This window comes from Nocardia sp. NPDC049737, assembly GCF_040674755.1.
Taxonomy (GTDB): Bacteria; Actinomycetota; Actinomycetes; order Mycobacteriales; family Mycobacteriaceae; genus Nocardia.
Genome location: NZ_JBFANH010000005.1, coordinates 84,770 through 108,689, shown reverse-complemented (window position 1 = coordinate 108,689; position 23,920 = coordinate 84,770). Strand labels below are relative to the sequence as shown.

Sequence of the window (23,920 nt, the reverse complement as noted above, 5' to 3'; positions counted from 1 at the left end):
TCGCCTTTCGACAAGCCCTGGAATGGATCCTACGCCGCGGCCAGGGCGGACCGGCGGGCCATGACCGCAAACGATGGGCAATGGATCATCTTGTTATCACCCTGGTGGCGGACAGCCGCGTACTGTGCGCGAGAACATATTCGCTCGGCCGGAGGGGTAGGTCCTTGTCATCGTTGATTCCCGGATTCATCGCCTGGCCGCTGACCGTCTGCGTCGCGGTCTTTGCGGTGGGCCGTTTCCTGCTGTTCCGGGACAGGATCGTCGACCGGCTCATCAATCGGCTGTACGCATGGAGCGCGGCGGCGATGCTCCTCTACCGGTTCGCGTCCATGTCGGGTGCTTCCGGTCCGGTATCCGCGCTGGCGCTGGCGCTGGGCTGCGTCGTGATGGCGACAACGTACCTTTACGCCATCGGGTGCGTCCACCTGAGCGATATCGCCCCGGACACCCTGCGGGGTCGTCTGCGTCGATGCAGTCTCGTCGCCCTGATATCGACGGTCGCGGTTCTGATCGCGGGCGCAAGGGCAAGCAGCGAAGGGCGCCCGGTCGACATGAGCCTCGCGTGGGACGGGATCGTCATCGCGATCGCGGTCGGCGCGCCGGCCGCGATAAACACGGCGGTCTTCGTTCGAATGGTCGTCCGCGAGTACCGCGCCGACGATCGCACCGCAGCGGAAAGGGTTGTCGGTGCGGGCATGATCCTCAGCATGATGTTCGTCTGGGGAACTCTGCTACTCTCCGGTCTTCAATTGACCACCGGGTGGCCCCAACTCGGACCTCATATGCCGCGGGCAGAGCTGGCATTCACGGTCGGCGTCGTGGTCAACGGCATAGCACCCGCGTTCCCGTTGTCGATGGCGTTTATGCGTGCAGTGGGCCTGGATCGCGAGGGACGGGTGTGTCGTCGGCTGGATCCGCTGTGGCGGGATCTCACGGCGGCGGTCCCGGAGATCGTGATGCACCCGGCGGTCGACACTGGAGCCCCGCGCGATCCGGCCACGCGAGTTTTCCGGAGGGCGGTCGAAATACGTGACGCGCTGATGCATCTCGCGCCCTATATGCCTGCCGGACAGCGGCCGCTCGTCGAAAGTGGCGGAAACCCCGAGGATTACGCGAAGCGGATCGCACACGCGGCGAGAGCAAGGATGACGGGCATTGCTCCTATGTACTCGACGGTTGCATCGCAGTCGCCCATCGGTGGTGGCGATTTCCATACCGACCTCGAGAAACTGCTCGACCTGGCGCAGGCGTGGCGTAACCTTCCGACAGTTCTGCAGGCGCGACGCGCTTGAAATGACAAAATCCCTTGCATCGCAAGGGATTTTGTCTATTCCAGTGTTCGGGGGGAGCTGATATCGGGCCGTCGGCAATAGCTCGCCGACGGCCCAGTCCATCAGCTATCAGACTTCCGGGTCCTAAACATAGGTGTAACCGACGGCGTTGCTGGTTCCACCTACGGTGCTGGTGGTGACCTGCACCGTTCCGGCCGCACCCGCAGGGGCGACGGCGGTGATCTGGATAGCGGAGTCCACGGTGAACGACGTCGCCGGTGTGGCACCGAAGTCGACCGCCGTGGCTCCGGTCAGATCTGTTCCGATCAGGACGACCGTTGTTCCACCGGCCACCGGTCCCACGTTCGGAACGATCGTGGCGAGGGTGGGAACCGCGACATAGGTGAAGGAGACACCATTACTGGTTCCACCAGCGGTGGTGACGGTGACCTGCACCGTTCCCGCCGCACCCGCGGGGACGAGGGCCGTGATCTGGGTGTCGGAGTTGACCGCGAACAAGGTCACCGGTGTCGCGCCGAAGTCGACCGCGGTGGCTCCTGTCAGGCCTGTTCCGGTGATCACAACGACTGTCCCACCGCTTACCGGGCCTGCGTTCGGAACGACCGTGGTCAGGGTGGGGACCGCTGCATAGGTGTAGGAGACACCGTTGCTGGTTCCACCCGCTGTGGTTACGGTGACTTGCACGGTTCCGGTTCCTGCGGGGGCGACCGCCGTGATCTGGGTGGCGGAGTCCACGGTGAACGAGGTCGCCGGTGTGGCACCGAAGTTCACCGCCGTCGCCGCGGTCAGGTTCGTCCCGGTGAGGACGACTGTTGTTCCACCGGCCACCGGTCCCACGTTCGGAACGACCGTGGTGAGGGTGGGGACCGCGACATAGGTGAAGGAGACACCATTACTGGTTCCACCAGCGGTGGTGACGGTGACCTGCACCGTTCCCGCCGCACCCGCAGGGGCGAGGGCCGTGATCTGGGTGTCGGAGTTGACCGCGAACAAGGTCACCGGTGTCGCGCCGAAGTCGACCGCGGTGGCTCCTGTCAGGCCTGTTCCGGTGATCACAACGACTGTCCCACCGCTTACCGGCCCTGAACTGGGAACGACCGTGGTCAGGGTGGGAACCGCGATATAGGTGTAGCCGACACCGTTGCTGGTTCCACCAGCGGTCGTGGCGGTGACCTGCACCGTCCCGGCCGCACCCGCAGGGGTGACCGCCGTGATCTGGGTGGCGGAGTCGATGGTGAACGAGGTCGCCGGTGTGGCACCGAAGTCGACCGCTGTGGCTCCTGTCAGCCCTGTTCCGGTGAGGACCACCGTTGTTCCACCGGTCACCGACCCGGCGTTCGGAACGACCGTGGTCAGGGTGGGGACCGCTGCATAGGTGTAGGAGACACCGTTACTGGTTCCACCTATGGTGGTGGCGGTGACTTGCACGGTTCCGGTTCCTGCGGGGGCGACGGCGGTGATCTGGGTGGCGGAATCGACAGTGAACGAGGTTGCCGGTGTGGCACCGAAGTTGACCGCTGTGGCTCCTGTCAGCCCTGTTCCGGTGAGGACGACTGTTGTTCCACCGGCCACCGGTCCCACGTTCGGAACGATCGTGGCGAGGGTGGGGACCGCGATATAGGTGAAGCCGACACCGTTACTGGTTCCACCCGCTGTGGTGGCGGTGACCTGCACCGTTCCCGCCGCACCCGCAGGGGCGACAGCGGTGATCTGGGTGGCGGAGTCGACAGTGAACGAGGTTGCCGGTGTGGCACCGAAGTTGACCGCTGTGGCTCCTGTCAGCCCTGTTCCGGTGAGGACGACTGTTGTTCCACCGGCCACGGGTCCCACGTTGGGAACGACTGTGGTGAGGGTGGGTAGCGCGATATAGGTGAAGCCGACACCGTTACTGGTCCCACCCGCTGTGGTGGCGGTGACTTGCACGGTTCCGGTTCCTGCGGGGGTGACCGCGGTGATCTGGGTGGCGGAGTCGACGGTGAACGAGGTTGCCGGTGTGGCACCGAAGTTCACCGCCGTCGCCGCGGTCAGGTTCGTCCCGGTGAGGACGACCGTTGTTCCACCGGCCACGGGTCCCACGTTGGGAACGACTGTGGTGAGGGTGGGTAGCGCGATATAGGTGTAGCCGACACCGTTGCTGGTTCCACCCGCTGTGGTGGCGGTGACTTGCACGGTTCCGGCTGCACCCGCAGGGGCGACCGCCGTGATCTGGGTGGCGGAATCGACGGTGAACGAGGTTGCCGGTGTGGCACCGAAGTTCACCGCCGTCGCCGCGGTCAGCCCTGTTCCGGTGAGGACCACTGTTGTTCCACCGGCCACCGGCCCCACGTTGGGAACCACGGTGGTCAGAGTAGGCACCGCGACATAGGTGAAGCCGATGCCGTTACTGGTTCCACCCGCTGTGGTGGCGGTGACCTGCACCGTTCCCGCCGCACCCGCAGGGGCGACCGCCGTGATCTGGGTGGCGGAATCCACGGTGAACGACGTCGCCGGTGTAGCACCGAAGTCGACCGCTGTGGCTCCTGTCAGCCCTGTTCCGGTGAGGACGACCGTTGTTCCACCGGCCACCGGCCCCACGTTCGGCACCACGGTGGTCAGAGTAGGCACCGCGACATAGGTGAAGCCGATGCCGTTACTGGTTCCACCCGCTGTGGTGGCGGTGACCTGCACCGTTCCCGCCGCACCCGCAGGGGCGACCGCCGTGATCTGGGTGGCGGAATCCACGGTGAACGACGTCGCCGGTGTAGCACCGAAGTCGACCGCTGTGGCTCCTGTCAGCCCTGTTCCGGTGAGGACGACCGTTGTTCCACCGGCCACCGGCCCCACGTTGGGAACCACGGTGGTCAGAGTAGGCACCGCGACATAGGTGAAGGAGACACCATTACTGGTTCCACCCGCCGTGGTCGCAGTGACTTGTACGGTTCCGATTCCAGCGGGCGCGACCGCCGTGATCTGGGTGGCGGAGTCGATGGTGAACGAGATCGCTGGTGTGGCACCGAAGTTCACCGCCGTGGTCCCGTTCAGCCCTGTTCCGGTGAGGACCACTGTTGTTCCACCGGCCACCGGCCCCACGTTGGGAACCACGGTGGTCAGAGTAGGCACCGCGACATAGGTGAAGGAGACACCATTACTGGTCCCACCCGCCGTGGTGGCGGTGACCTGCACGGTTCCGGTTCCTGCGGGGGTGACCGCGGTGATCTGGGTGGCGGAGTCGACGGTGAACGAGGTTGCCGGTGTGGCACCGAAGTTCACCGCCGTCGCCGCGGTCAGGTTCGTCCCGGTGAGGACGACTGTTGTTCCACCGGCCACGGGTCCCACGTTGGGAACGACTGTGGTGAGGGTGGGTAGCGCGATATAGGTGTAGCCGACACCGTTGCTGGTTCCACCAGCGGTCGTGGCGGTGACTTGCACGGTTCCGGCTGCACCCGCAGGGGTGACCGCCGTGATCTGGGTGGCGGAGTCGACGGTGAACGAGGTCGCCGGTGTGGCACCGAAGTCCACCGCTGTGGCTCCTGTCAGCCCTGTTCCGGTGAGGACCACCGTTGTTCCACCGGCCACGGGTCCCACGTTGGGAACGACTGTGGTGAGGGTGGGTAGCGCGATATAGGTGTAGCCGACACCGTTGCTGGTTCCACCCGCTGTGGTGGCGGTGACTTGCACGGTTCCGGTTCCTGCGGGCGTGACCGCCGTGATCTGGGTGGCGGAGTCGACGGTGAACGACGTTGCCGGTGTGGCACCGAAGTCGACCGCTGTGGCTCCTGTCAGCCCTGTTCCGGTGAGGACCACTGTTGTTCCACCGGCAACCGGTCCCACGTTCGGTACCACGGTGGTGAGGGTGGGTAGCGCGACATAGGTGTAGGAGACACCATTGCTGGTTCCACCGGCAGTAGTGGCAGTGACCTGCACCGTTCCGGTTCCGGCGGGGGTAACGGCGGTGATCTGGGTGGCGGAATCCACGGTGAACGACGTTGCCGGTGTGGCACCGAAGTTCACCGCCGTGGCTCCTGTCAGCCCTGTTCCGGTGAGGACCACCGTTGTTCCACCGGCCACCGGGCCCGCACTCGGAACCACTGTGGTGAGGGTGGGAACAACGACATAGGTGTAGGAGACACCGTTGCTGGTTCCACCAGCGGTGGTGGCGGTGACCTGCACCGTCCCGGCCGCACCCGCGGGGGCGACCGCCGTGATCTGGGTGGCGGAGTTGACAGTGAACGAGATCGCCGGTGTGGCACCGAAAGTCACCGCCGTCGCCGCGGTCAGGTTCGTCCCGGTCAGGACCACTGTTGTTCCACCGGCCACCGGTCCCACGTTCGGAACGATCGTGGTGAGGGTGGGGACCGCGACATAGGTGTAGGAGACGCCATTGCTGGTTCCACCAGCGGTGGTGGCAGTGACCTGCACCGTTCCGGCCGCACCCGCGGGGGCGACCGCCGTGATCTGGGTGGCGGAATCGACGGTGAACGACGTTGCCGGTGTGGCACCGAAGTTCACCGCCGTAGCCCCGGTCAAATTGGTCCCGGTCAGGACCACTGTTGTTCCACCGGCCACCGGCCCCACGTTCGGAACGATCGTGGTGAGGGTGGGAACCGCGACATAGGTGTAGGAGACACCGTTGCTGGTTCCACCCGCGGTGGTTACGGTGACCTGCACCGTTCCGGTTCCTACGGGCGTGACCGCCGTGATCTGGGTGGCGGAGTTCACGGTGAACGAGAGCGCCGGTGTGGCACCGAAGTTCACCGCCGTAGCCCCGGTGAAATTGGTCCCGGTCAGGACCACTGTTGTTCCACCGGCCACCGGCCCTGCACTGGGGACCACCGTGGTGAGGGTGGGAACCGCGACATAGGTGTAGGAGACACCGTTGCTGGTTCCACCCGCGGTGGTGGCGGTGACTTGCACCGTTCCGGTTCCAGCGGGGGTAACGGCGGTGATCTGGGTGGCGGAGTTGACGGTGAACGAGAGCGCCGGTGTGGCACCGAAAGTCACCGCCGTGGCTCCGGTCAGGTTCGTCCCGGTCAGAATGACCGTCGTACCGCCGGCCACCGGCCCTGCACTCGGAACCGCCGTGGTCAGAGTGGGAACCGCGACATAGGTGTAAGAGACACCATTGCTGGTTCCACCCGCTGTCGTGGCAGTGACTTGCACCGTCCCGGCCGCACCCGCGGGGGCGACCGCCGTGATCTGGGTGGCGGAATCCACGGTGAACGAGATCGCCGGTGTGGCACCGAAGTTCACCGCCGTGGTCCCGGTCAGCCCGGTTCCGGTGAGGACGACCGTTGTTCCACCGGCCACCGGCCCTGCACTCGGGACCACTGTGGTGAGGGTGGGAACCGCGACATAGGTGTAGGAGACGCCATTGCTGGTTCCGCCGGCGGTGGTGGCGGTGATTTGCACCGTTCCGGTTCCAGCGGGGGCGACGGCGGTGATCTGGGTGGCGGAGTTGACGGTGAACGAGGTCGCCGGTGTGGCACCGAAGTTCACCGCCGTCGCTGCGGTCAGGTTTGTTCCGGTCAGGACGACCGTTGTTCCACCGGCCACCGGCCCTGCACTCGGAACCACTGTGGTGAGGGTGGGAACCGCGACATAGGTGTAGGAGACACCGTTACTGGTTCCACCGGCAGTGGTGGCGGTGATTTGCACCGTTCCGGTTCCGGCGGGGGCGACCGCCGTGATCTGGGTGGCGGAGTTGACGGTGAACGACGTTGCCGGTGTGGCACCGAAGTTCACCGCAGTAGCCCCGGTCAAATTGGTCCCAGTCAGGACCACCGTTGTTCCACCGGCCACCGGTCCCACGTTCGGAACGATCGTGGTGAGGGTGGGAACCGCGACATAGGTGTAGGAGACACCGTTACTGGTTCCACCGGCAGTGGTTACGGTGACTTGCACCGTTCCGGTTCCGGCGGGCGCGACCGCCGTGATCTGGGTGGCGGAGTTCACCGTGAACGAGATCGCCGGTGTGGCACCGAATTTGACGGCCGTCGCTCCGGTCAGCCCGGTTCCGGTGAGGACGACCGTTGTTCCACCGGCCACCGGCCCTGCACTCGGAACCACTGTGGTGAGGGTGGGAACAACGACATAGGTGTAGGAGACACCGTTACTGGTTCCACCAGCGGTGGTGGCAGTGACTTGCACCGTCCCGGCCGCACCCGCGGGGGCGACGGCGGTGATCTGGGTGGCGGAGTTGACGGTGAACGAGAGCGCCGGTGTGGCACCGAATTTGACCGCCGTGGTCCCGGTCAGGTTGGTCCCGGTGAGGACGACCGTTGTTCCACCTGTTACCGGCCCCGTATTCGGGACCACTGTGGTGAGGGTGGGAACCGCGACATAGGTGTAGGAGACACCGTTACTGGTTCCACCGGCGGTGGTTACGGTGACTTGCACGGTTCCGGTTCCGGCGGGGGCGACGGCGGTGATCTGGGTGGCGGAGTTGACGGTGAACGAGGTTGCCGGTGTGGCACCGAATTTGACCGCTGTGGCAGTGGATAGCCCTGTCCCGGTGAGGACGACCGTCGTCCCGCCGACCACTGATCCTGAATTGGGAGTGATGCTGGTGAGGGTGGGAACCCCGGCATAGGTGTAGGACACCCCGTTGCTGGCACCACCCGAGCCGGTGACGGTGACCTGCACCGTCCCGGCCGCACCCGCGGGGGCTACGGCGGTGATCTGGGTAGCGGAGTTGACGGTGAAGGTGGTCGCGGTGCTGCCGAAGCGCACGGTCAAGGGGCCGGTGAACCCGGTGCCGGTGATCGTCACGCTGTTACCGCCCGAGGTGGGTCCCGCGGTCGGAGAGATGGACGTGATGGTGGGTACGACGACATACGTGTAGGTCACCCCGTTGCTGGTTCCGCCCGGGGCGGTGACGGTGATCTGCACAAAGCCGGTTCCGGCAGGAGCGACAGCCGTGATCTGCGTGTTCGAGACGACCGTGAAGGAGGTTGCCGCCGTACCACCGAAGCTGACCGCAGTGACACCTGAGAGATTGGTGCCGGTGAGGGTGACCGTGTTCCCGCCAGTGGTGGGACCTTGAGTGGGACTCACGCTGGTCAGGGAAGGAACCGGGAGATAGGTGTAGGGCACCCCGTTGCTGGTACCACTCGAGCCGGTGACGGTGACCTGCACCGTGCCCGTCCCCCCGGGGGCGATCGCGGTGAGCTGCGTACTGGAATTCACGGTGAAGGTGGTGGCGGTGGTGCCGAACCGCACGGTGAGCGGGCCGGTGAACCCGGTGCCGGTCACCGTGACGCTAGTACCGCCCGGGGCGGGGCCCGCAGTCGGGGAGATGGACGTGATGGTCGTCATGAGTAACTTCCTTCGAGAGTCGATCAGAGCCCTGGTCCGACCCTGGGGCAGTGGGCCGGGGCAGATTGTGCTGCTGGTGGGGGGGCGGCCCGGGCAGGGCACGAGAGCCTGACCGCTGCCATAGCGATATCGCCGATGACGTTGCCAGCGGTGAGTAATGCGGCCACCGATTGCCGGTGACGGAGTTGCATTTCAAGTAGCAGGCGAAGCTAGGTTCGCGCTGCCACTTCCTTCATAATTGTGATTCGGCTACATTTCCCTCGCTGAAAGTTAAATGGACAGAAACCCACCCGCAAACATACGTCTGCAAAAATAGGAGCGCAATAGTTTATTTCGGGCAGAAGCCGCGAGTTCAGGCAGGTCATGGATGGTTTCAATGGAATTCCCACGAATGTCGACAGCGTTTTATCATGAATGTCGACAGCGTTTTATCACGAATGCTGACGGCGTTTTATTGCGAATGTCGACGGCGCTTCATGTCGAGTTATTCGTGAATTTTGACGGCATCGGCGGTGCGTGCCGTTTCTGAATTTGGAACATTTGTTTCTCGCATACGGTCCGGGCTATCCGATGGAGCCGAAGCGGGGCGCCGACGAGCTGTTTGTTGAGCCGACGCAGCGGCGGGCGCGACAGCATCGTCGCGTGAGTCGAGGCGCGGGCGGGTCAGCGGGGTTTGTCGGTGGGTTCGGTTGCCTTGGTATGGGCATATCGGTAGCTGCGGGTGCCGGTCTCGATGATGGTGCCGCCGAAGGTAAGTCGGTCGATGATGGCGGCGCGAAGCTCAGCGTCGGGGAAGGTTTCGGACCAGTCGGCGAAGCCGCGGTTGGAGACGATCGCGACCGACTTCCTCTCCTCGCGTTCGGTCAATACCTGGAACAGCAATTCGGCGCCGCGTCTATCCAGTTCTGTGTAGCCGAGTTCGTCGATGCAGAGCAGGTCGACGCCGCTGTAGCGGGCGATGGTGTTGGTGAGCCGTTTGCCATCGGCGGCTTCGATCAGTTTGTTGACCAGCCTGGCAGCCAGGGTGTATCTGACGCGGTATCCGGCTTTCGCCGCCTCGGTGCCCAAGGCGATGAGCAGATGAGATTTCCCGGTGCCGGAGGCGCCGATCAAGCACAACGGCAGCCCTTCCTTGACCCAGTCGCATTTAGCAAGAGCGCGGATCATGGCAGGGTCGACACTGGTGTTGGCACTGAAATCGAAGTCACGCAACGTTTTAGAGCGAGGGAACCCGGCGGCCTTGATGAGCCGTTCGGAGCGGAGACGGGCTGTCATCTGTTCCGCCTGGAGCTGTGGTTTGCGTTCGCGGACATAGGCACTGACTCGCTGATAGGACACGTCCCTCATGCCGTGCTCCTCGAGCAAACGGTGATAGATCCGGGTCGCTGTGTGTCGTTGTCTACGAGGCGCATCCAGATCGGCGCGCAGCACATCGTCGATGAACGGCTTGTAGGGATCGAGCTTCTGTGCTCGCGGCGGATACTCCTTACGCGGCTCGGGCCACACCGACTCCGTCGCTCTGGCCACCGTACGCCACCCGACCCTGTGCTTGCGCTCGATGGCGCGCTTGGACAGGCCGGCACGGAGATCCTGGCGGATTGCCGCGTACAGCTCAACTTTCGACATGTCAGACATCCGCAGGCTCCCCTCGCCCCGCAATCGATAATTCCACTATAACCGCTGGTGCTGCCTTGAATTCGTGACTCCGCAACGCGCCCGTCAACATTCGTGAGCAACCGCCGTCAGGGTTGATGGACAGGAGGCGGGGCCGACGGGGACGTCCAGTTCGCGACTGATGGTGTGTTCGGGCACGAGGAACTCCGCCGCGAACTCGGTGTCGGCGAGAAGCCTTACCACACTGGACGGTCCGATGCCGCGCACGTCCATCCACGGAGCTCCCAGGTCGAGGTCGAGCTGCCGCAACTCTTAGTCCGCAGCCCTGGTCTTTGCGTCTATAGTTTCGAGGTCCTCGATCAACTCCACTACCAGTGGCGGACCCGGCTCGCGGGATCACGCGGTCCTGCGGCGTCGGCCGCGGCCCGGTCCTGGCGTGCGGACAGCAACCGCTAGCGGTCCCAACACCAATTTCCGACGGTCGGTCCCGGTTGCCGTCGGCCCGGCCCGCTTCGGGCGACCCGTCTTCGCCACCACCGAAACATATATTCGCACAACGGATTTCACGCGCGGAACAGCCAACTCGGCGACCGCCGGGTAGCTCATTTGGGAGGATGTTCTCCCTGGCTGATCGGGTTGTCCCCGGCACCGGCGATCGGGGCGGTACTCGCCCCCACGGCCTCACCAACCGACATCACCCAAGTTGGGAAGGCATCAAAATTGGCCGATACCAACATCTTCCGCGCCAGGGTGGTGTCAAATTGCCATTGATCGGCGGTGTTGGAGATGACCGATGTAACCAGTCAGGAGCGCCCGCGTGCCACGTGAAATCGATTCCGCTGTCTTCCCGCATCTGGATGCGGACCTCGACCGCGTCCGTGACGTTCTCGGACCCGTTCGGCTGGAGGGCAGGCCCGAACTCACCACCCTCACAGACGAATGGCCGGACACTTCTCGCCGCCTGGTTCGTCCCACTCTGACCTTATTGTCGTACTACCTGCTCACCGATCCCGCGGCCCCGGCCGACGACCGGGTGGTGCGCGCCGCTGCTGCCGTCGAATTGCTGCATGTGGGCTCGCTTTACCACGACGACGTCATCGATCACGCATACGAGCGTCGAGGCCGTCCCAGTGTCAACGTGGTGTGGGGTTCGCATATGGCCGTATTGGGTGGGGACTCGGTGATGCTCACGAGCGTGCGCATGCTGGCCGAACTCGGCCAGCGCGAAGTTCTCGCGGGAGCGATGGCGGGTGAGCAGATGTGCGCGGGCATGGTGGTCGAGGCCGCCGACCTCTACGTGGCCTCCCGCGGCGAGCAGTCCTACCTGGACGCGATCGACGGTAAGACGGCGGCGGTGCTCTCGCTGGCATGCCGGGTGGGCGCGATGCAGGCGGGCCGCCACGACGATGCAGAAGAGGCGCTGGCCCTGTTCGGTCGACACTTCGGGCTGGCCTACCAGTTGCATGACGACATTCTCGATCTGACCTCGACCGCCGAAGAAATGGGCAAACCCGTCAACGCGGATCTGCCTGCGGGCATCTACACACTTCCGGTGATCCGCGCGGCTGCGCGCGACCGGGACCTTGCCCGCCTGCTGCGCAGAACGATGACGCGTGAGCAAGCCGAACGTGCCCGCGAGCTCGTCATCACCTCCGGCGCCGTGGACGAAGCGCGAGCGAGAGCCGATGAATTCATGGACCAGGCTGCCGGTCAGCTTGCCGCTGTGCCCGTTGACCCGAGCGCCCGCCACGCGATGATCGCCTATGCCCGATCCATACTCGACCGGCGAACTCCTGGTTCCGCGGTTCCCCAGCAGCCGACGCGGCCATCCCGAGCCCACGGTGATGGGCTCTCGCCGCAGCTGGCGCAATGGTTGAAAAGCTGGCTGGTGGACACCGGCTTGGCCGTCTCCCCGGCCGAGGCCGACTACCACCGATGGACAGGAGCGATCCGGATCCCGGCACAAACCTTGGCCCCAGCAGCGGACGCGGCCCGTGAACAGACCGCCTACGGCATGGCCGTGCTGGTCCTTGTGTGGGACGACCTCTTCGAGGATCCGCAGCTGAGGGACCCGGAAGCGGTCACCGCGCTGAGGCGTGGCATGGTGGCAATGCTGCGTCAGGACCCGGAGACACCGTGGCGGTCCGGCGCGATCCCGACGGCTTGGGCGAGTTTGTGGCCGCGCCTGCGCGAGGGCCGGACGACCCGCTGGCAGGAGCGGTTCCTCGACGGCATCGAGGAGTGGTTCGAAGCCGCCGAACGCGAAGCGCACCATCGCATCAATGGCTACATCCCCGCCACGGCCGACTACCTGCCGCTGCGGATGTCGACCAGTGGGATCGAAACCGCCCTTGCCTGTATGGAGGTGCGCCAGGACCGGGAATTGCCGTCGAAGCTGCGCAACCACCCCGTGATCCGCCGTCTCGAGGAACTCGCCTTCTGGGTGACCTTTGTGGAGAACGACCTGGTGGGGCTGGATCAGGACGAGGCAGACCAAGTCCCCTACAACCTGGTCAGGGCGGTCCGTCACGAGACCGGCTGCACCCGCCGCGAAGCCGTCGAGCAGGTGCAGCGCCAGGTGGCGGAGCAGCGCGCCCAGCTCGAGGCGGTGATCCACTATGTCCCCGCGCTCCTCCGCGTGCTTCCCGGCCTGTCGGGCCGAGGAAAGGACTACGCGAAGATGTATGTGGACATGACGAGTGTGGGGCTCTGGGGGCGTGAGAGCGATCGTTACGAGCAAACCTCCACTTCCGCAGCGCCGGACTTGGAACGCTTGCGCCGTGAGGTCTACTTCCGGGCCGACGAACCGGCTCCTATCGCGCCGTAAGCCCGCGTAGCCGACAAGCCGGGTGTGTCCCGCGCGATCCGATCCACCGTGGTGGCCGCGCGGGACACACCCTCAGTGCTTCGCCGACTGTTCGGACCTCGTCGGTCCGGGAAGGCGGATCCACATCGTGGATCGAAGAGACGAGCGGGTGCGCAGATGGAAAGCGACCAATCCGACGAGGGCGCTCGCGGTGAACCAGGCCAGTTGCACGGCGAAGCCCGCGAATGGCGTGGTATCGGAGAAACCGGCCGCGGTCGCAGCCTGCATGGCCCCATAGGAGGGCAGCCAGCGCACGAATTCGCTGTCCGCCCCGATGCTGGCGATAGGGTTCTGCACGGCCATGTCGAAGCAGCTGATCATCGCGATGGCGAACATCCCCTCCACCTCGCGGCGCAGCAGCGCGCCTAGGGCGACACCCAGTGCTCCATAGGTCATCGCCGCGCAGAAAAGCGCAGCAGCGAGCAGGACAGGCTGCCGAGGCGACCAGTAGCAGCAGATCACTGCGGTGGCGTACGCGCAGACCACCACCGAGGCCACCACCAGGCAGGCGATCTTCGCCAGACCCAGCGCAACCCGAGGATATCCGGCCATCGACAGACGCCGATCGAATGCTCCGCTGCTGAAAGTCGCCGCGAACATCATGAACCCGATGATCAATGACACCGCGGTCAGGGCGCCGCTGATCTGGGCGAGCTCATTGCCGTTGGCGTGCAGAACGAGACCGGTGTCCCGAAGCCGGAACGGAACCTCGATGTCGGTGACGGCCACGCGCACCAGAGTGATCAATATGGGGACGAAGACAGCAACCAACAGCATGGCGAACCGGTTACGAGCATGCTCGATGAGGCCATAACGCGTGGCGATCATGAACAGCCGCGCACTCTCGCTCATCCGGCCTTCTCCTGTGTGCCTTGTAGGACGCCGTCGTGCAACCGCCACACCTCATCCAGCTTGTCGGTGTCGTGGGCTAGATGCGAGACGACCAGAACCGACCGGCCGGTGTCACGGAACTCTGCGACCAGATCCCAGAAACGCAGATACGTCTCCCAGTCGAAACCCTGGTACGGCTCGTCGAGCAGCAGAACCTGCGGATCATGCATCACCGCAAGCGTCAGGTTGAGCTTCTGCCGCGTGCCGCCGCTCAGCGTGGCGACCCGCTCACCGGCATACTCGGAGAACCGCAAGATCTCCATGGTCTGCTCGGCCCGCCGCAGATCCGGGATCGCATAGGCCGCGGCGAAGAAATCCAGGTGCTGACGAACCGTGAAGGCGTCGTTCAGGACCACCTGCTGGGGGCAGTAACCGAACCGCCCATGGTGCCGGACCACACCGCGGTCAGGTCGCAGCTCTCCGGACAGGACCTTCAACAGCGTCGACTTGCCCACACCGTTCTCACCGACGATTCCCACCAGCGTCCCCGCAGGTAACACAATGTCGATGCCACGCAGCACCGACCGCCTGCCATATGAATGGTGGACGTCCTCCACTTCCATCAACGCCCCTTGTCTGCCTTCGACGTAGTGGCCGGACAGCCGTTCGTATGCTACCAACCGATTATGAAAACCTATGGCGGAACGGCCAATTCGCGCCACCCACGCCTCCGTCCGGGCGGCGGGCCTTCGACGGAACCGGCTCAGCACGGGACTGGGCAGCGAAAGTCACTCGACTGCTAGGAGTCCGTGCCGTCGTCGCCCGCAGCTTCGAACGCATCCATCGCACGAACCTAGTCGCATTGGGCGTGCTGCCTCTGCAATGCCCCGACCTCGACCCCGATAACCTCACAGGCACAGAGGAATTCGACATCACCGGCCTGAACGGCGCGCTGAGCGTGAACGACGAGGTCATCATCACAGTCAGGCTAGGCTGCATCATCCTGCGCCGACACACCGGTCACACTCGCATCGATACAGCGGTCGAGCTCGAATGGATCCGCGCTGGGGCACTGCTTGCACACTCCTCATCGCGACCCGCTGACCGTGCGCAGACCCGAAAGCCCGCAGTTCGCGCCGCGTGTCGGTCTTGGCCAGTCAATCTGGATCGACGATCAGCACGAGCGCCACATCAAGGGCCGAATTGCCGCGGCTGACGAGACGACGCGCTCGCCTTGATGCTCCGGCGCGACGCCGGCGCGAACCAGGCCGTGGTGCGTGGGCAGCCGGTCGAACAACTCGACCTCGACATCGGCCGGGCGCAGCAGCTCCTCGGCCGCATGGCAGGCGGCTGGGCCCGCGTCGACGACGGCGACCGCACGTGTCCAGTTCCTTGGGCACGCGGGAGGGGTGTCCAGCGGCTCGACGCGGGTGCCACTAAAAGTAGGCGGCATTGATGTCGCGGAAGCGGGCCAGTGATGTGGTCAGACCGTCTTCTGGCTTCTCCGTCGACCGGCCGTGCCGGGGTACTGGCGTTGCACCCCAGCGGGTTTGCTGTTTCTTCATGAACCCGGTCTCGTCACCAACCAGCACGGCTCCATCGCAGCACAAACGGATCACCGGGATCGTCCTACGAAATGATGACGTGCACAACGCCTTTCGGCCGATGAATGGCACCCGGCGAGGCGGCACGATTGCAGCATGCAGATACGACTCGCGGCCGTCTTCGGGCTATTGCTCCTCATCACCGGGGCAGCATTGTGGCTTTTCGCGCGGGACACCGAATTCTTCGGGTTCCGGGGTGGGCCACTCGGCGCCGTGCTCGTAGTGGTCGGAGTGATCGACATCGTAACCGCGCTCAGGACGGGCCGGCAGGGGCTTTGACGTGGATGTGATTGTTGATCGCGGCAGCGACAACCGGCCGTCGTACGAAACTCTGGAACAAAACAGTCCTCGACCGCCTCATGACAACAGGAAGATGAATTTGAACTCGAGATTTGGGGCCCGCCCGTCCGCGTCCGAAAACCGCGGAACGACGACCGCCAAGGTCGGCGCCGCGGCATGGCTGGTCGGCGCCGCACAGTTCCTGGTCGCGCAACTGATCGCAGGAGGCGATTGGAGTACGCCCTACAGCTGGAAAGACAACAACATCAGCGACCTGGGTAACGTCCATTGCCAGATCTGGGACGAGTCCCGTCCCCGGTATGTGTGCTCGCCGCTGCATAGCGTCATGAACGTGTCCTTCGTCGCCCAGGGCGTTCTGCTGCTGGCCGGCCTGCTGCTGACCGGTGTCTTCTGGGGGCGAGGAGCGATTTCGCGAAGTGCCCGCATCCTGCTTGGCATTTGCGCTCTCGGGTGGCTCATGGTGGGATTCGTTCCCGCAGACGTCGACGAGAACCTTCACCTGCTGGGTGCACTGTTCATCATGGGATTGGGCAATATCGGACTCGTCTGCGCTGGATTTCTACCGCGAGGGACTCCGTTCGGAAGGATCCGGCCCGTCACTGCTGTCATCGCCACCGTCGCGGTGCTCGCGGTGTTTCTGTTCTTCGCCCAGCACGGTCCCGTTATCGGGATCGGCGGCATGGAACGAGTCGCCGCGTTCGCTGTGCAAACATGGACGGTCGTCGTGGCAATCGCAATACTCCGGACGCGTCGCACAGTTGGTGCGCATCCAGCGCCAGTCGCAGAGATTTCAGCCGCAAGATGACAGAGTTGCCCCGCTCACTCCTGCCCTCTGAGAATTCTGATCGTCGCGCGGGATGGGCCGGGTGGGGTTCATTTTCATGGCGAGGATCTCGTGCTAGCTCAGTGAAGGATTGGGCCCGGATCGTCGCGAAGTACGACCTGCGCACCCCGGACCTGCGCGACCTGGTCGGCTACGGTGAGCAGCACGCGGACTTCGCGTTCGCCTATGGCGCAACCGCCGGACCGCGCGCGTTCGTGAGCACCGTCCAGCTGCGGCGAGCCGGATTCACCACAGTGATCGACACCGAGGACTCCTTCCGTAACGCGCTGCAATCCCTCATCGACCGGTAAATACCTGCCGCCCGCGCACAAGTGAACATCGCGGCGGGCCACCATCCGATCGGCATCGCGCGAACGCCGCCAAGTGATTACCCAGGTACCTTCCTGTCAGCCCGGTGCGTGGTGTGATCACCAGGCATGCGATTGACCGGTGAAGAATGGTTCACCGCAATCGATTTCCTCGAGCGGGTAGGAGATACCACGAACCCGACCCGCCAGGAATTCGTTCTGCAACCCGGTGCCCGGTGCGCAGGCGTCGATCCGGGCGACGGTCTGCCGGATCGGCTGGACGTCGCCGGCGAGGGAGGTCAGCGGGAGGTCGACCGCGGACATCCGGAGTATCCGCGGTGGCGAGTTCCTCTCGGGTATAGGCATCTTCGCTATTGCGCAGCGCCTGACAGTCGATGAGAGCCTGTGTCCCTCAACCCGAGACCGCACGCGCAATTCATATCGGTCGGGTGCTGTCTGGTCCACGAGTGCTGTTCGGGCGATCCCCGCTACACCGGTCACGAGGTGTGGAACAAGCAGGGCAAACAGGAGTCGCTCAGCGACGTGGACGATGTCGCCCTCGGCCACGAACCCGGCTGGCATGGGACCCGAAAACCGACTGAGTCCTTTCCGATCAGCCCGCGCACGACCTGATCATCACGAAAGACACCTTCGAGCAGACGCAGGCTCGATTCGTCTGTGTCCGGAGGGGGTATCGACCAGTACGCCAACCTGCTGCAACACCGAAAACTGCTGGTCATCGGCAACGTCGGAACGCTCGAAAAGTAGCCGATTTCCGCGTGTTTCGCGATGTCCGAATCTGCCGAGTTGCGCGATCAGGACGGCTGGTAGGTGATCGGCGCTGCGGCCGGGTCGGGGGTGCGGACACGGATGGCGTCGATGATGCGGGTTGCCCAGTCGATGGGGCGGTCGTGGCCTAAGAGGTGTGCCAGACGTTTCGCGCGAGTGCGGCGCTCGGTGTGGTCGAGGGACAGTGCGCGGGCGAGTGTGGCGGTGAGGTCTTCGGGGGAATGCGGGTCGGTGAGTAGGGCGGCGTCGCCGAGTTCTGTTGCGGCGCCGGCGTAGCGGGACAGCACCAGCACCCCGGGCCGGGAGCCGGGTCCGGCCACTGCCGACTGGGCGGCGACGAATTCCTTTGCGGTCAGGTTCATGCCGTCCTGCAGGGAGGTCACCCAGAACACGTCCGCGGCCAGGTAGTGGTCCATCACCTCGGAGAGCGGCAGGTTGTGCGGGATGTAGTCGATCGGTTGCCAACTGCCGACACGCCAGGCGTCGTTGATCTCGGTGGTGCGTCGCTCGAGAGCGCTGCGAGTGGTGTCGTAGGCGGAGATGCCTGGTTCTGGTGGTGGGCAGACGAGCCGGAACACCAATCGGCTGTGCAGGTCCGGCCGTTGCTCCAGCAACGCCGCTATGGCCTCGACCTTGTGTACGGGGGCTTTGGTGTAATCGAGACGTTCGACGGAGAGCACCAATGGGTGTCGGCTGGGCTGTGTGCGCGAGGCGCGGCTGCGGGCGAGTGTTTCGATGGCTGGACGGTCGATACCCAGCGGATGGACACCCAAGGTCGGCAGTGTGGGCTGGCCGGCCAGGGTTTGTCGAAAGTTGTCGGCGAAGGCATTGGTATGAAATCCAGCCCAGTTCAACTGTATGAGCGAGGAACGAATTTCGTCTGCGGTGGGCAGGGCGGCGAACACCACCGGCGGCGGGAACGGAGTGTGGTGGAACAGTCCGATGCGCAGATCAGGGCGGACTCGGCGAAGCAGGCCGGGGACGAGCCATAGGTTGTAGTCGTGTAGCCATACGGTCGCGCCGTGCGCTGCTCGATCGCCGATACGCTCGGCGTATCGCTGGTTGATCACGCGATAGTGGGTCCAGGCCGCGGTGTCGAAGCGCATGCGATGCGGCTCGGACATGAGGATCGGCCACAGTGTGTCCTTGCATGCGCGATGGAAGTAGCCGCTCCATTCGTCGGGGGTTACCGGCAGTAGTGACAACGGGGCCTCGTGCTCGCGTGCGTCGACACCGTCCTCGCCGACCTGAGCGGCGACCCAGATGCCCGGTAACCCTTGGGCGAACAGGGCGGTCAGGCTGGGGAGAATCCCGTTGGGGCTGGACGGTGATCGTTGCTCACTTCGGGGGACCGGTGGTCGGTGATAGCCGACTATCAGGCAGTGCCGGTCCTCGGTGCAGTTGTCCGGTGAGACCCACCCCAGCGCGTGCAGTGCTGTGAGAATCCCGCCCGCGCCCGGACGTTCGGGGCGACGGATACGCGCGTCGAGGGGAACCGCCCGGTATAAGGCGGGCTCGGCGGCGCCGACTATCACGCCGTGTGTGCCCAGTTCGAACAGCGATGCATCGTTGAGCGAATCACCGGCCACCAGGACGGAATCCATTGGCCAACCGAGCTTTTCGGCCAGCGCCGCCACAGCATTGCCCTTGGATGCGTTGGGCGGCATGACGTCGAAGTAGCGGTCCGCGGAGTACACCCACCGGCATCCGAGCGCCTGGACAGCGGTGGTGAGTTCATCGGTCAGCTGGCCCGGTGCCAGGTGGTACGAGCAGCGCCCGTCCTGCGCCACCCGCTGGTATGTCAGTTGCCCGAAGCGGCTCAAAGCTTGCCGAACTTGTTGTGTCCCAGGCCATCCGGTACGAAGATGGGCCTGAATATCGCCGACCGGCCGCAGGTCGGTGCCGTCGACCACGGTGGCACCGACATCGGCGATGATCCAGCGTGGTCTCGGCACCAGCGGATCACACAGCACCTCGGCGACCGACGCCACGCCGCGGCCGGTGGCGAAAACCACCGTCACCTCGGGATGGCGGGCCAACACCGCGCACAGCCGACGCTGGTCGGCGATCTCCCCGCCCAGCAACGTACCGTCCAAGTCGGTGACCAGGATCCTCATCACCAATCCAAAGCTAACACCCGCAGCGTGAATCCCTGTGCCGCCGTGACCGTCTCGACCTCCCACATATGCCACGTCACCCCCGGTACGCTCATCGGATGGGCACAGACGAGCCGGGCGGGCGGGAAATTCTCGTGGTGGGCGCCTATTTTGTGGATCTGATCTTCCACGGGCTACCCGCGCCCGTCCGACCTGGCCGAGAGGTCTTCGCCGATGGGTTCACAATGATGCCCGGTGGCGCCTACACCCTGGCTATGGCCGCGCATCGGCTCGGGCACGATGTTGTGTGGGCGACCGACTTCGGCACCGATCCCTTCAGCGCCCATGTCCTGCACGCGGCACGCGCAGAAGGAGTGGACGAGAGCGCTTTCCGACATCAGCCGACCCCGCTACGCAGCCTGACCGTCGCCCTGTCCACGCCCGAGGAGCGTGCGATGGTCAGTTTCCAGGACCCGAGCTCCCCGCAACCGCTATCGTCGCTGCTGCGGCAATACCGACCACGTGTCCTGATGGTGCCGCAACTACGCTACGACGCCGACACCGTGCACGCGTTGGAGCTCGCCCGCCACCTCGGCACCACCGTAGTGATGGACTGCCAAGACATCGACGTCGATGTCGACACCCCCGGAGTGCGAGCCGCGCTGGCTTCCACCGATATCTTCGCGCCCAACGCCGAGGAAGCACTGCGGCTGACCAGGGCGCCGACCATGGACGATGCGATATCGCGGCTGAACGAACTTGTGCCGACCGTGGTGATCAAACTCGGCAGCGCCGGAGCCGCCGCGGCACACGACGGAGAACGTTATGACGTTGCCGCACCAGAGATTTCGGCTCTGGATACCACCGGAGCCGGTGACTGCTTCAACGTCGGTTTCGTTCATGGTCTGCTCGCCGGCTGGCCGCCGGCGAAATGCCTCGCCGCCGCCGTTGCGTGCGGAACGGCAGCCACCACCGGCCCAGGGTCCAGCACGGCTCCGGGGACCGCCGACCTCGAGCGGTGGCTCGCGCGAACCACAATATCGAGTCTTGCGGCTGCGGCCCGCGAACGACGCCGGCCAACGGTTCAGCCTCCCACAATGCACTGAAATGCCGATTAGCGGATTAGGTCGCGCCGGGGAGCGGGTGTGTGCCGAGTGTTATCGCCAGGTCGGTGTTTGTCCGGTGTCGGCGAGGCGCCAGCCTTGGTCGGGTGGGCAGGTGTCGTCGTAGTAGTACACGGTGTGGGGAAGGGCGAGTTGGGTTCCGTCGTTGTCTGCGAATGTTTTGCGTGCGAGCGATGGCAGCAGGTCGGGATCGAAGCCGAACAGGTCGGTGGCCAATGTGTTCAAGCGTGTGAGGGCGTGGTGGCCCATGAAGCTGTCGTAGACCAGGCTCATCAGGTGAGCGCAGTCGACCGCGACATCGCGTGGCACGACGTCCATCGGGGGCAGGTCGGCGGGATGCCCGAACCTGTGGCGTAGCGGGGCGAGGGTGTAGATCCCTCCGTCGCGGTAGGCAATTCGACTGTGGCGACCGTCGCGGGTGAAGCTGAGTAGCGTGTTCTGTCCGTGCAATTCGGGCAGGCAGCCGGTGGAGAACACGGCCCGTACCCAGAACGCGATCATCGGCTCGATGATGTGCTCGGCCAGGAATGCCGCGGGTTCGACACCGGCCCGAATCACCAAACGGTGCAGCAACGGCTGGCGGTCGGGTGACCGAATATCGTTGCCATACAAGGCGAATAGCGGCACTGTGTAGTCGAAATCGTGCCCGTCGCGGACGAGTGAATCCCGGACGAGGTAGCCCCAGGCAGTGCCGAGGTCTCTGCCGAACAAGCCGCCGCCGAGGTCGCGGAGAACGGGCAGGCCCGCAGTGTGCAGCTGCGTCGTGGTCCACAGCTCGTGGCCGAGGTCGGGCGCGTTCATGGTCCGCTGGAAGCGGGAGATCCGTTGCGGGAAGTGCAGTTTCAGAAAATGCGGTGCGGTGGGGACGCCGTCGGCGCCGAGCACGAGGACGGTGCGGGCGTTCGCCAGCGGCATCACGTCGAGCACCGGTCCGGCAGCCATGGTGAGGAGTTGGTCACGGCCCGGCAGGTGCGGTAACGCCAATGTGTCGGGATGGACCGGGAGCAGCAAGCGGTCGTTGCGGGAGTAGATCTCATGCAGCGGTGACGAGGCCGAGGTGCGGCGGTATTCACCGTGTTCGGAGTCGACCCAGAATGTCGGGAGTTGAAATCCGGGCGCGCTGCCCTGGGGGTGGTAGTCGGCCGACACCGGCATCTCGGCGCTGTAGCGGCTGTAGTTGCGGGTGCCGGCACCGAGGTAACGCTCGGCGGAGGTCCACAGTGCCGTGCGGTCGTTGCCGGGGGGCAGCATATCCGCCCCTCAACCGGCGAGGTCGGCGACGAGGTCCAACAGCGGTGCGAGATCGTCGCCGCTGGTTTGTGGATGCAGCAAAGTTGCCTTGAGCCACAGCTTGATACGGCCGTCGCTGTCGGCGACGCGGGCGCGACCGAGCACCGCGCGCCCCTCGGCAAGCAGTTCCCGGCGTACCCGCGAAACGAGCGCGTCACCCTCCTCGAAGCCCAACTCGTCGGCGACGACCGGCCGGAACAGGACAGTGCTGATGCCCACCGCGCCCGGGCGGCGCCGCATCCGCGGATGCGTGTCGACGATCTGCGCGAACTTCTCCGCCGCACACACGCAATGCTCGACCAATCCAGCCAGGCCCGCCTTGCCCAACGCCCGCATGGTCACCGCGATCTTGAATGCGTCGGGACGCCGGGAGGTACGGATGGATCGGCCCAGCAGGTCGGGCAGCCCCGCTGTCAGGTCATCGTCGGCGTTGAGATACTCGGTGCGATGCGCCAGCCCGGCCAACACAGCGGCATCGCGGACGGCGAGCACACCCGCGGCCACCGGCTGCCAACCAAACTTGTGCAGATCAAAAGCCACCGAATCCGCCGCGCCGACACCGGCCAGCCGCGACCGCAGTTCGTCGCTGAACAACAGCGGTCCACCGTAGGCGGCATCCACGTGTAGCCAAGCACCGTGCGCGGCAACCACATCCGCCAGTTCGGACAGCGGGTCGATCAATCCCGCATCGGTGGTACCGGCGGTCGCCACCACCAACACCGGCCACCGCCGATGCCCGCGGAGGACTCGCCCCACCTCGGCGGCTGCCAGCACCCCCGTCGGACAATTGACCGTGATCGGCTTGGGCAAGCCCAGCAGCCAGGCCGCCCGCGCCACGCTGTGATGCGCGTTGTCACCGCACACCACTTGCACCGCGGACCCCCCTGATGCGCGCGCAGTCTCCCGGGCCAGCAGGACCGCCACTAGATTGGATTCCGTTGCCCCGCTGGTGATCACCGCATCCGGTGCCACCGCCTCGGGGTAGATCAGGGCGGCCAGCGCCGCCGCCACCTCGGCCTCGATCGCCGCCGCCGCCGGAGCCTGGTCCCACGAATCCATCGAAGGGTTCAGCGCGGACGCGGCAAGATCGGCCGCGACAGCCACCGGCAACGGTGCGCAATGCAAGTGTCCGACACACCACGCCTCGGTCGGGTCTGCCGACCCGAGCACCAACGCACGCGTCAGCTCCCGCAGCGCGACCTCCGCGCCGATCCCAACCTGCGGCAGTACCGACCCGACCCGACCGGTCACACAAACCTTCACCGCCGCCGGACCACCAGCAGGCAACGGCCCGCCACGCCGCACCCTGCCCGCAGCCAGTTCGCCCAGCACCACCTCGGTCAACCCGCGCAACGTCTCATCTTCGTGGGGTTCCACGGCACCCCTTTCCATACGAGACAGCTGCATCGCTCGTCCCAGGCGCTCCAACCTCGCGCGCCGCACGATGCGCAGCACCCACGGTGAGGGCGCGTCCTCGGCGCACAACTCTCAATCAGCCTGAAGCGCAAACAATTTGCCAGCCCGACCTACATGAACATCCTAGATGCAGGACAGGTCCTCGACTGCGCGCCGAGCAGAGCGAGCTGACCGGTGTCCGGCATACCTATCTCCGAAACTCCATCGCCGGAGCCGGACTACGTCCCAGCCGATGACCTACGAGCGCTCGACCGAAACGTCCGGAGATGCCCCG

17 protein-coding genes are annotated in these 23,920 nt (G+C 65.1%); 8 read left to right on the top strand and 9 right to left on the bottom strand.

Annotation, left to right across the window (positions count from 1 at the left end; all coding sequences use genetic code 11):
• Nucleotides 1-164 precede the first annotated feature (164 nt).
• Nucleotides 165-1,292 (top strand): MAB_1171c family putative transporter, encoded by a 1,128-nt coding sequence (locus AB0J47_RS09000; RefSeq protein ID WP_364342302.1) that lies wholly within the window; start codon nt 165-167, stop codon nt 1,290-1,292.
• Between the two features lie 123 nt (nt 1,293-1,415).
• Here the strand turns inward: AB0J47_RS09000 and AB0J47_RS08995 are convergent, their stop codons facing one another.
• The 3 genes from AB0J47_RS08995 to AB0J47_RS08985 form a co-directional block, all read right to left on the bottom strand.
• Nucleotides 1,416-8,585 (bottom strand): IPT/TIG domain-containing protein, encoded by a 7,170-nt coding sequence (locus AB0J47_RS08995; protein WP_364342299.1) that lies wholly within the window; start codon nt 8,583-8,585, stop codon nt 1,416-1,418.
• A 663-nt stretch (nt 8,586-9,248) separates the two neighbouring features.
• Nucleotides 9,249-10,220 carry an IS21-like element helper ATPase IstB gene (istB, locus tag AB0J47_RS08990; RefSeq protein ID WP_364342296.1) on the bottom strand — a complete coding sequence of 324 codons (972 nt, stop codon included), beginning with the start codon at nt 10,218-10,220 and terminating at the stop codon, nt 9,249-9,251.
• An 84-nt stretch (nt 10,221-10,304) separates the two neighbouring features.
• Nucleotides 10,305-10,472, bottom strand: coding sequence for a hypothetical protein (locus AB0J47_RS08985; protein ID WP_364342293.1), 168 nt, complete (start codon nt 10,470-10,472; stop codon nt 10,305-10,307).
• 544 nt (nt 10,473-11,016) lie between these two features.
• Between AB0J47_RS08985 and AB0J47_RS08980 the strand changes: the two genes are divergently transcribed.
• A complete protein-coding gene (locus AB0J47_RS08980) occupies nt 11,017-13,026 on the top strand; it encodes a polyprenyl synthetase family protein (RefSeq protein WP_364342290.1) in 2,010 nt (669 codons plus the stop codon).
• A gap of 72 nt (nt 13,027-13,098) precedes the next feature.
• On the opposite strand, the gene AB0J47_RS08975 is transcribed toward AB0J47_RS08980, so the two are convergent.
• The gene (locus tag AB0J47_RS08975) at nt 13,099-13,917 is read right to left on the bottom strand and encodes a hypothetical protein (RefSeq protein ID WP_364342287.1); all 819 of its coding nucleotides are present in this window, start codon (nt 13,915-13,917) and stop codon (nt 13,099-13,101) included.
• Nucleotides 13,914-14,576, bottom strand: coding sequence for an ABC transporter ATP-binding protein (locus AB0J47_RS08970; RefSeq protein ID WP_364342284.1), 663 nt, complete (start codon nt 14,574-14,576; stop codon nt 13,914-13,916). The genes AB0J47_RS08975 and AB0J47_RS08970 overlap by 4 nt, the downstream gene beginning before the upstream one ends.
• Here AB0J47_RS08970 and AB0J47_RS08965 point away from each other — a divergent pair.
• A complete protein-coding gene (locus AB0J47_RS08965) occupies nt 14,492-15,112 on the top strand; it encodes a hypothetical protein (protein ID WP_364342281.1) in 621 nt (206 codons plus the stop codon). The genes AB0J47_RS08970 and AB0J47_RS08965 overlap by 85 nt on opposite strands.
• Here the strand turns inward: AB0J47_RS08965 and AB0J47_RS08960 are convergent.
• On the bottom strand, nt 15,071-15,349 hold the full coding sequence (locus tag AB0J47_RS08960; protein ID WP_364343120.1) for a hypothetical protein: 279 nt from the start codon (nt 15,347-15,349) through the stop codon (nt 15,071-15,073). The genes AB0J47_RS08965 and AB0J47_RS08960 overlap by 42 nt on opposite strands.
• 247 nt (nt 15,350-15,596) lie before the next feature.
• On the opposite strand from AB0J47_RS08960, the gene AB0J47_RS08955 reads away from it, so the two are divergent.
• The 4 genes from AB0J47_RS08955 (at nt 15,597) to AB0J47_RS08940 (ending at nt 17,330) form a co-directional block, all read left to right on the top strand.
• Entirely contained in the window at nt 15,597-15,779 is a 183-nt protein-coding gene (locus AB0J47_RS08955) for a hypothetical protein (RefSeq protein WP_364342278.1), read from the top strand.
• Between the two features lies 1 nt (nt 15,780).
• Nucleotides 15,781-16,605, top strand: coding sequence for a DUF998 domain-containing protein (locus AB0J47_RS08950; protein WP_364342275.1), 825 nt, complete (start codon nt 15,781-15,783; stop codon nt 16,603-16,605).
• A 101-nt stretch (nt 16,606-16,706) separates the two neighbouring features.
• Nucleotides 16,707-16,934 (top strand): hypothetical protein, encoded by a 228-nt coding sequence (locus AB0J47_RS08945; RefSeq protein ID WP_364342272.1) that lies wholly within the window; start codon nt 16,707-16,709, stop codon nt 16,932-16,934.
• Nucleotides 16,935-17,060: 126 nt separating this feature from the next.
• Complete coding sequence (locus AB0J47_RS08940) at nt 17,061-17,330, top strand: dioxygenase (RefSeq protein ID WP_364342269.1); 270 nt, start codon at nt 17,061-17,063, stop codon at nt 17,328-17,330.
• A gap of 416 nt (nt 17,331-17,746) precedes the next feature.
• Here AB0J47_RS08940 and AB0J47_RS08935 read toward each other — a convergent pair whose 3' ends face one another.
• A complete protein-coding gene (locus tag AB0J47_RS08935; protein ID WP_364343062.1) occupies nt 17,747-19,837 on the bottom strand; it encodes a trehalose-6-phosphate synthase in 2,091 nt (696 codons plus the stop codon).
• Nucleotides 19,838-19,935: 98 nt separating this feature from the next.
• On the opposite strand from AB0J47_RS08935, the gene AB0J47_RS08930 reads away from it, so the two are divergent.
• The gene (locus AB0J47_RS08930) at nt 19,936-20,922 is read left to right on the top strand and encodes a carbohydrate kinase family protein (RefSeq protein ID WP_364342266.1); all 987 of its coding nucleotides are present in this window, start codon (nt 19,936-19,938) and stop codon (nt 20,920-20,922) included.
• A gap of 51 nt (nt 20,923-20,973) precedes the next feature.
• Here AB0J47_RS08930 and AB0J47_RS08925 read toward each other — a convergent pair whose 3' ends face one another.
• Complete coding sequence (locus AB0J47_RS08925; protein ID WP_364342263.1) at nt 20,974-22,191, bottom strand: hypothetical protein; 1,218 nt, start codon at nt 22,189-22,191, stop codon at nt 20,974-20,976.
• A 9-nt stretch (nt 22,192-22,200) separates the two neighbouring features.
• Nucleotides 22,201-23,607: a pyridoxal-dependent decarboxylase gene (locus tag AB0J47_RS08920; RefSeq protein WP_364342260.1), complete on the bottom strand. Its 1,407-nt coding sequence runs from the start codon at nt 23,605-23,607 to the stop codon at nt 22,201-22,203.
• Nucleotides 23,608-23,920 lie beyond the last annotated feature (313 nt).

Excerpts from the sequence above, each read along its gene's own strand:
- AB0J47_RS08985 (WP_364342293.1), bottom strand. The coding sequence starts at position 10,472 with ATGGACGTGCGCGGCATCGGACCGTCCAGTGTGGTAAGGCTTCTCGCC.
- AB0J47_RS08925 (WP_364342263.1), bottom strand. The coding sequence starts at position 22,191 with ATGCTGCCCCCCGGCAACGACCGCACGGCACTGTGGACCTCCGCCGAG.
- istB (WP_364342296.1), bottom strand. The coding sequence starts at position 10,220 with ATGTCTGACATGTCGAAAGTTGAGCTGTACGCGGCAATCCGCCAGGAT.
- AB0J47_RS08930 (WP_364342266.1), top strand. The coding sequence starts at position 19,936 with ATGGGCACAGACGAGCCGGGCGGGCGGGAAATTCTCGTGGTGGGCGCC.
- AB0J47_RS08940 (WP_364342269.1), top strand. The coding sequence starts at position 17,061 with ATGCGATTGACCGGTGAAGAATGGTTCACCGCAATCGATTTCCTCGAG.
- AB0J47_RS08960 (WP_364343120.1), bottom strand. The coding sequence starts at position 15,349 with ATGCCGCCTACTTTTAGTGGCACCCGCGTCGAGCCGCTGGACACCCCT.
- AB0J47_RS08935 (WP_364343062.1), bottom strand. The coding sequence starts at position 19,837 with ATGAGGATCCTGGTCACCGACTTGGACGGTACGTTGCTGGGCGGGGAG.
- AB0J47_RS08955 (WP_364342278.1), top strand. The coding sequence starts at position 15,597 with ATGCAGATACGACTCGCGGCCGTCTTCGGGCTATTGCTCCTCATCACC.
- AB0J47_RS08965 (WP_364342281.1), top strand. The coding sequence starts at position 14,492 with ATGAATGGTGGACGTCCTCCACTTCCATCAACGCCCCTTGTCTGCCTT.
- AB0J47_RS08995 (WP_364342299.1), bottom strand. The coding sequence starts at position 8,585 with ATGACGACCATCACGTCCATCTCCCCGACTGCGGGCCCCGCCCCGGGC.
- AB0J47_RS08975 (WP_364342287.1), bottom strand. The coding sequence starts at position 13,917 with ATGAGCGAGAGTGCGCGGCTGTTCATGATCGCCACGCGTTATGGCCTC.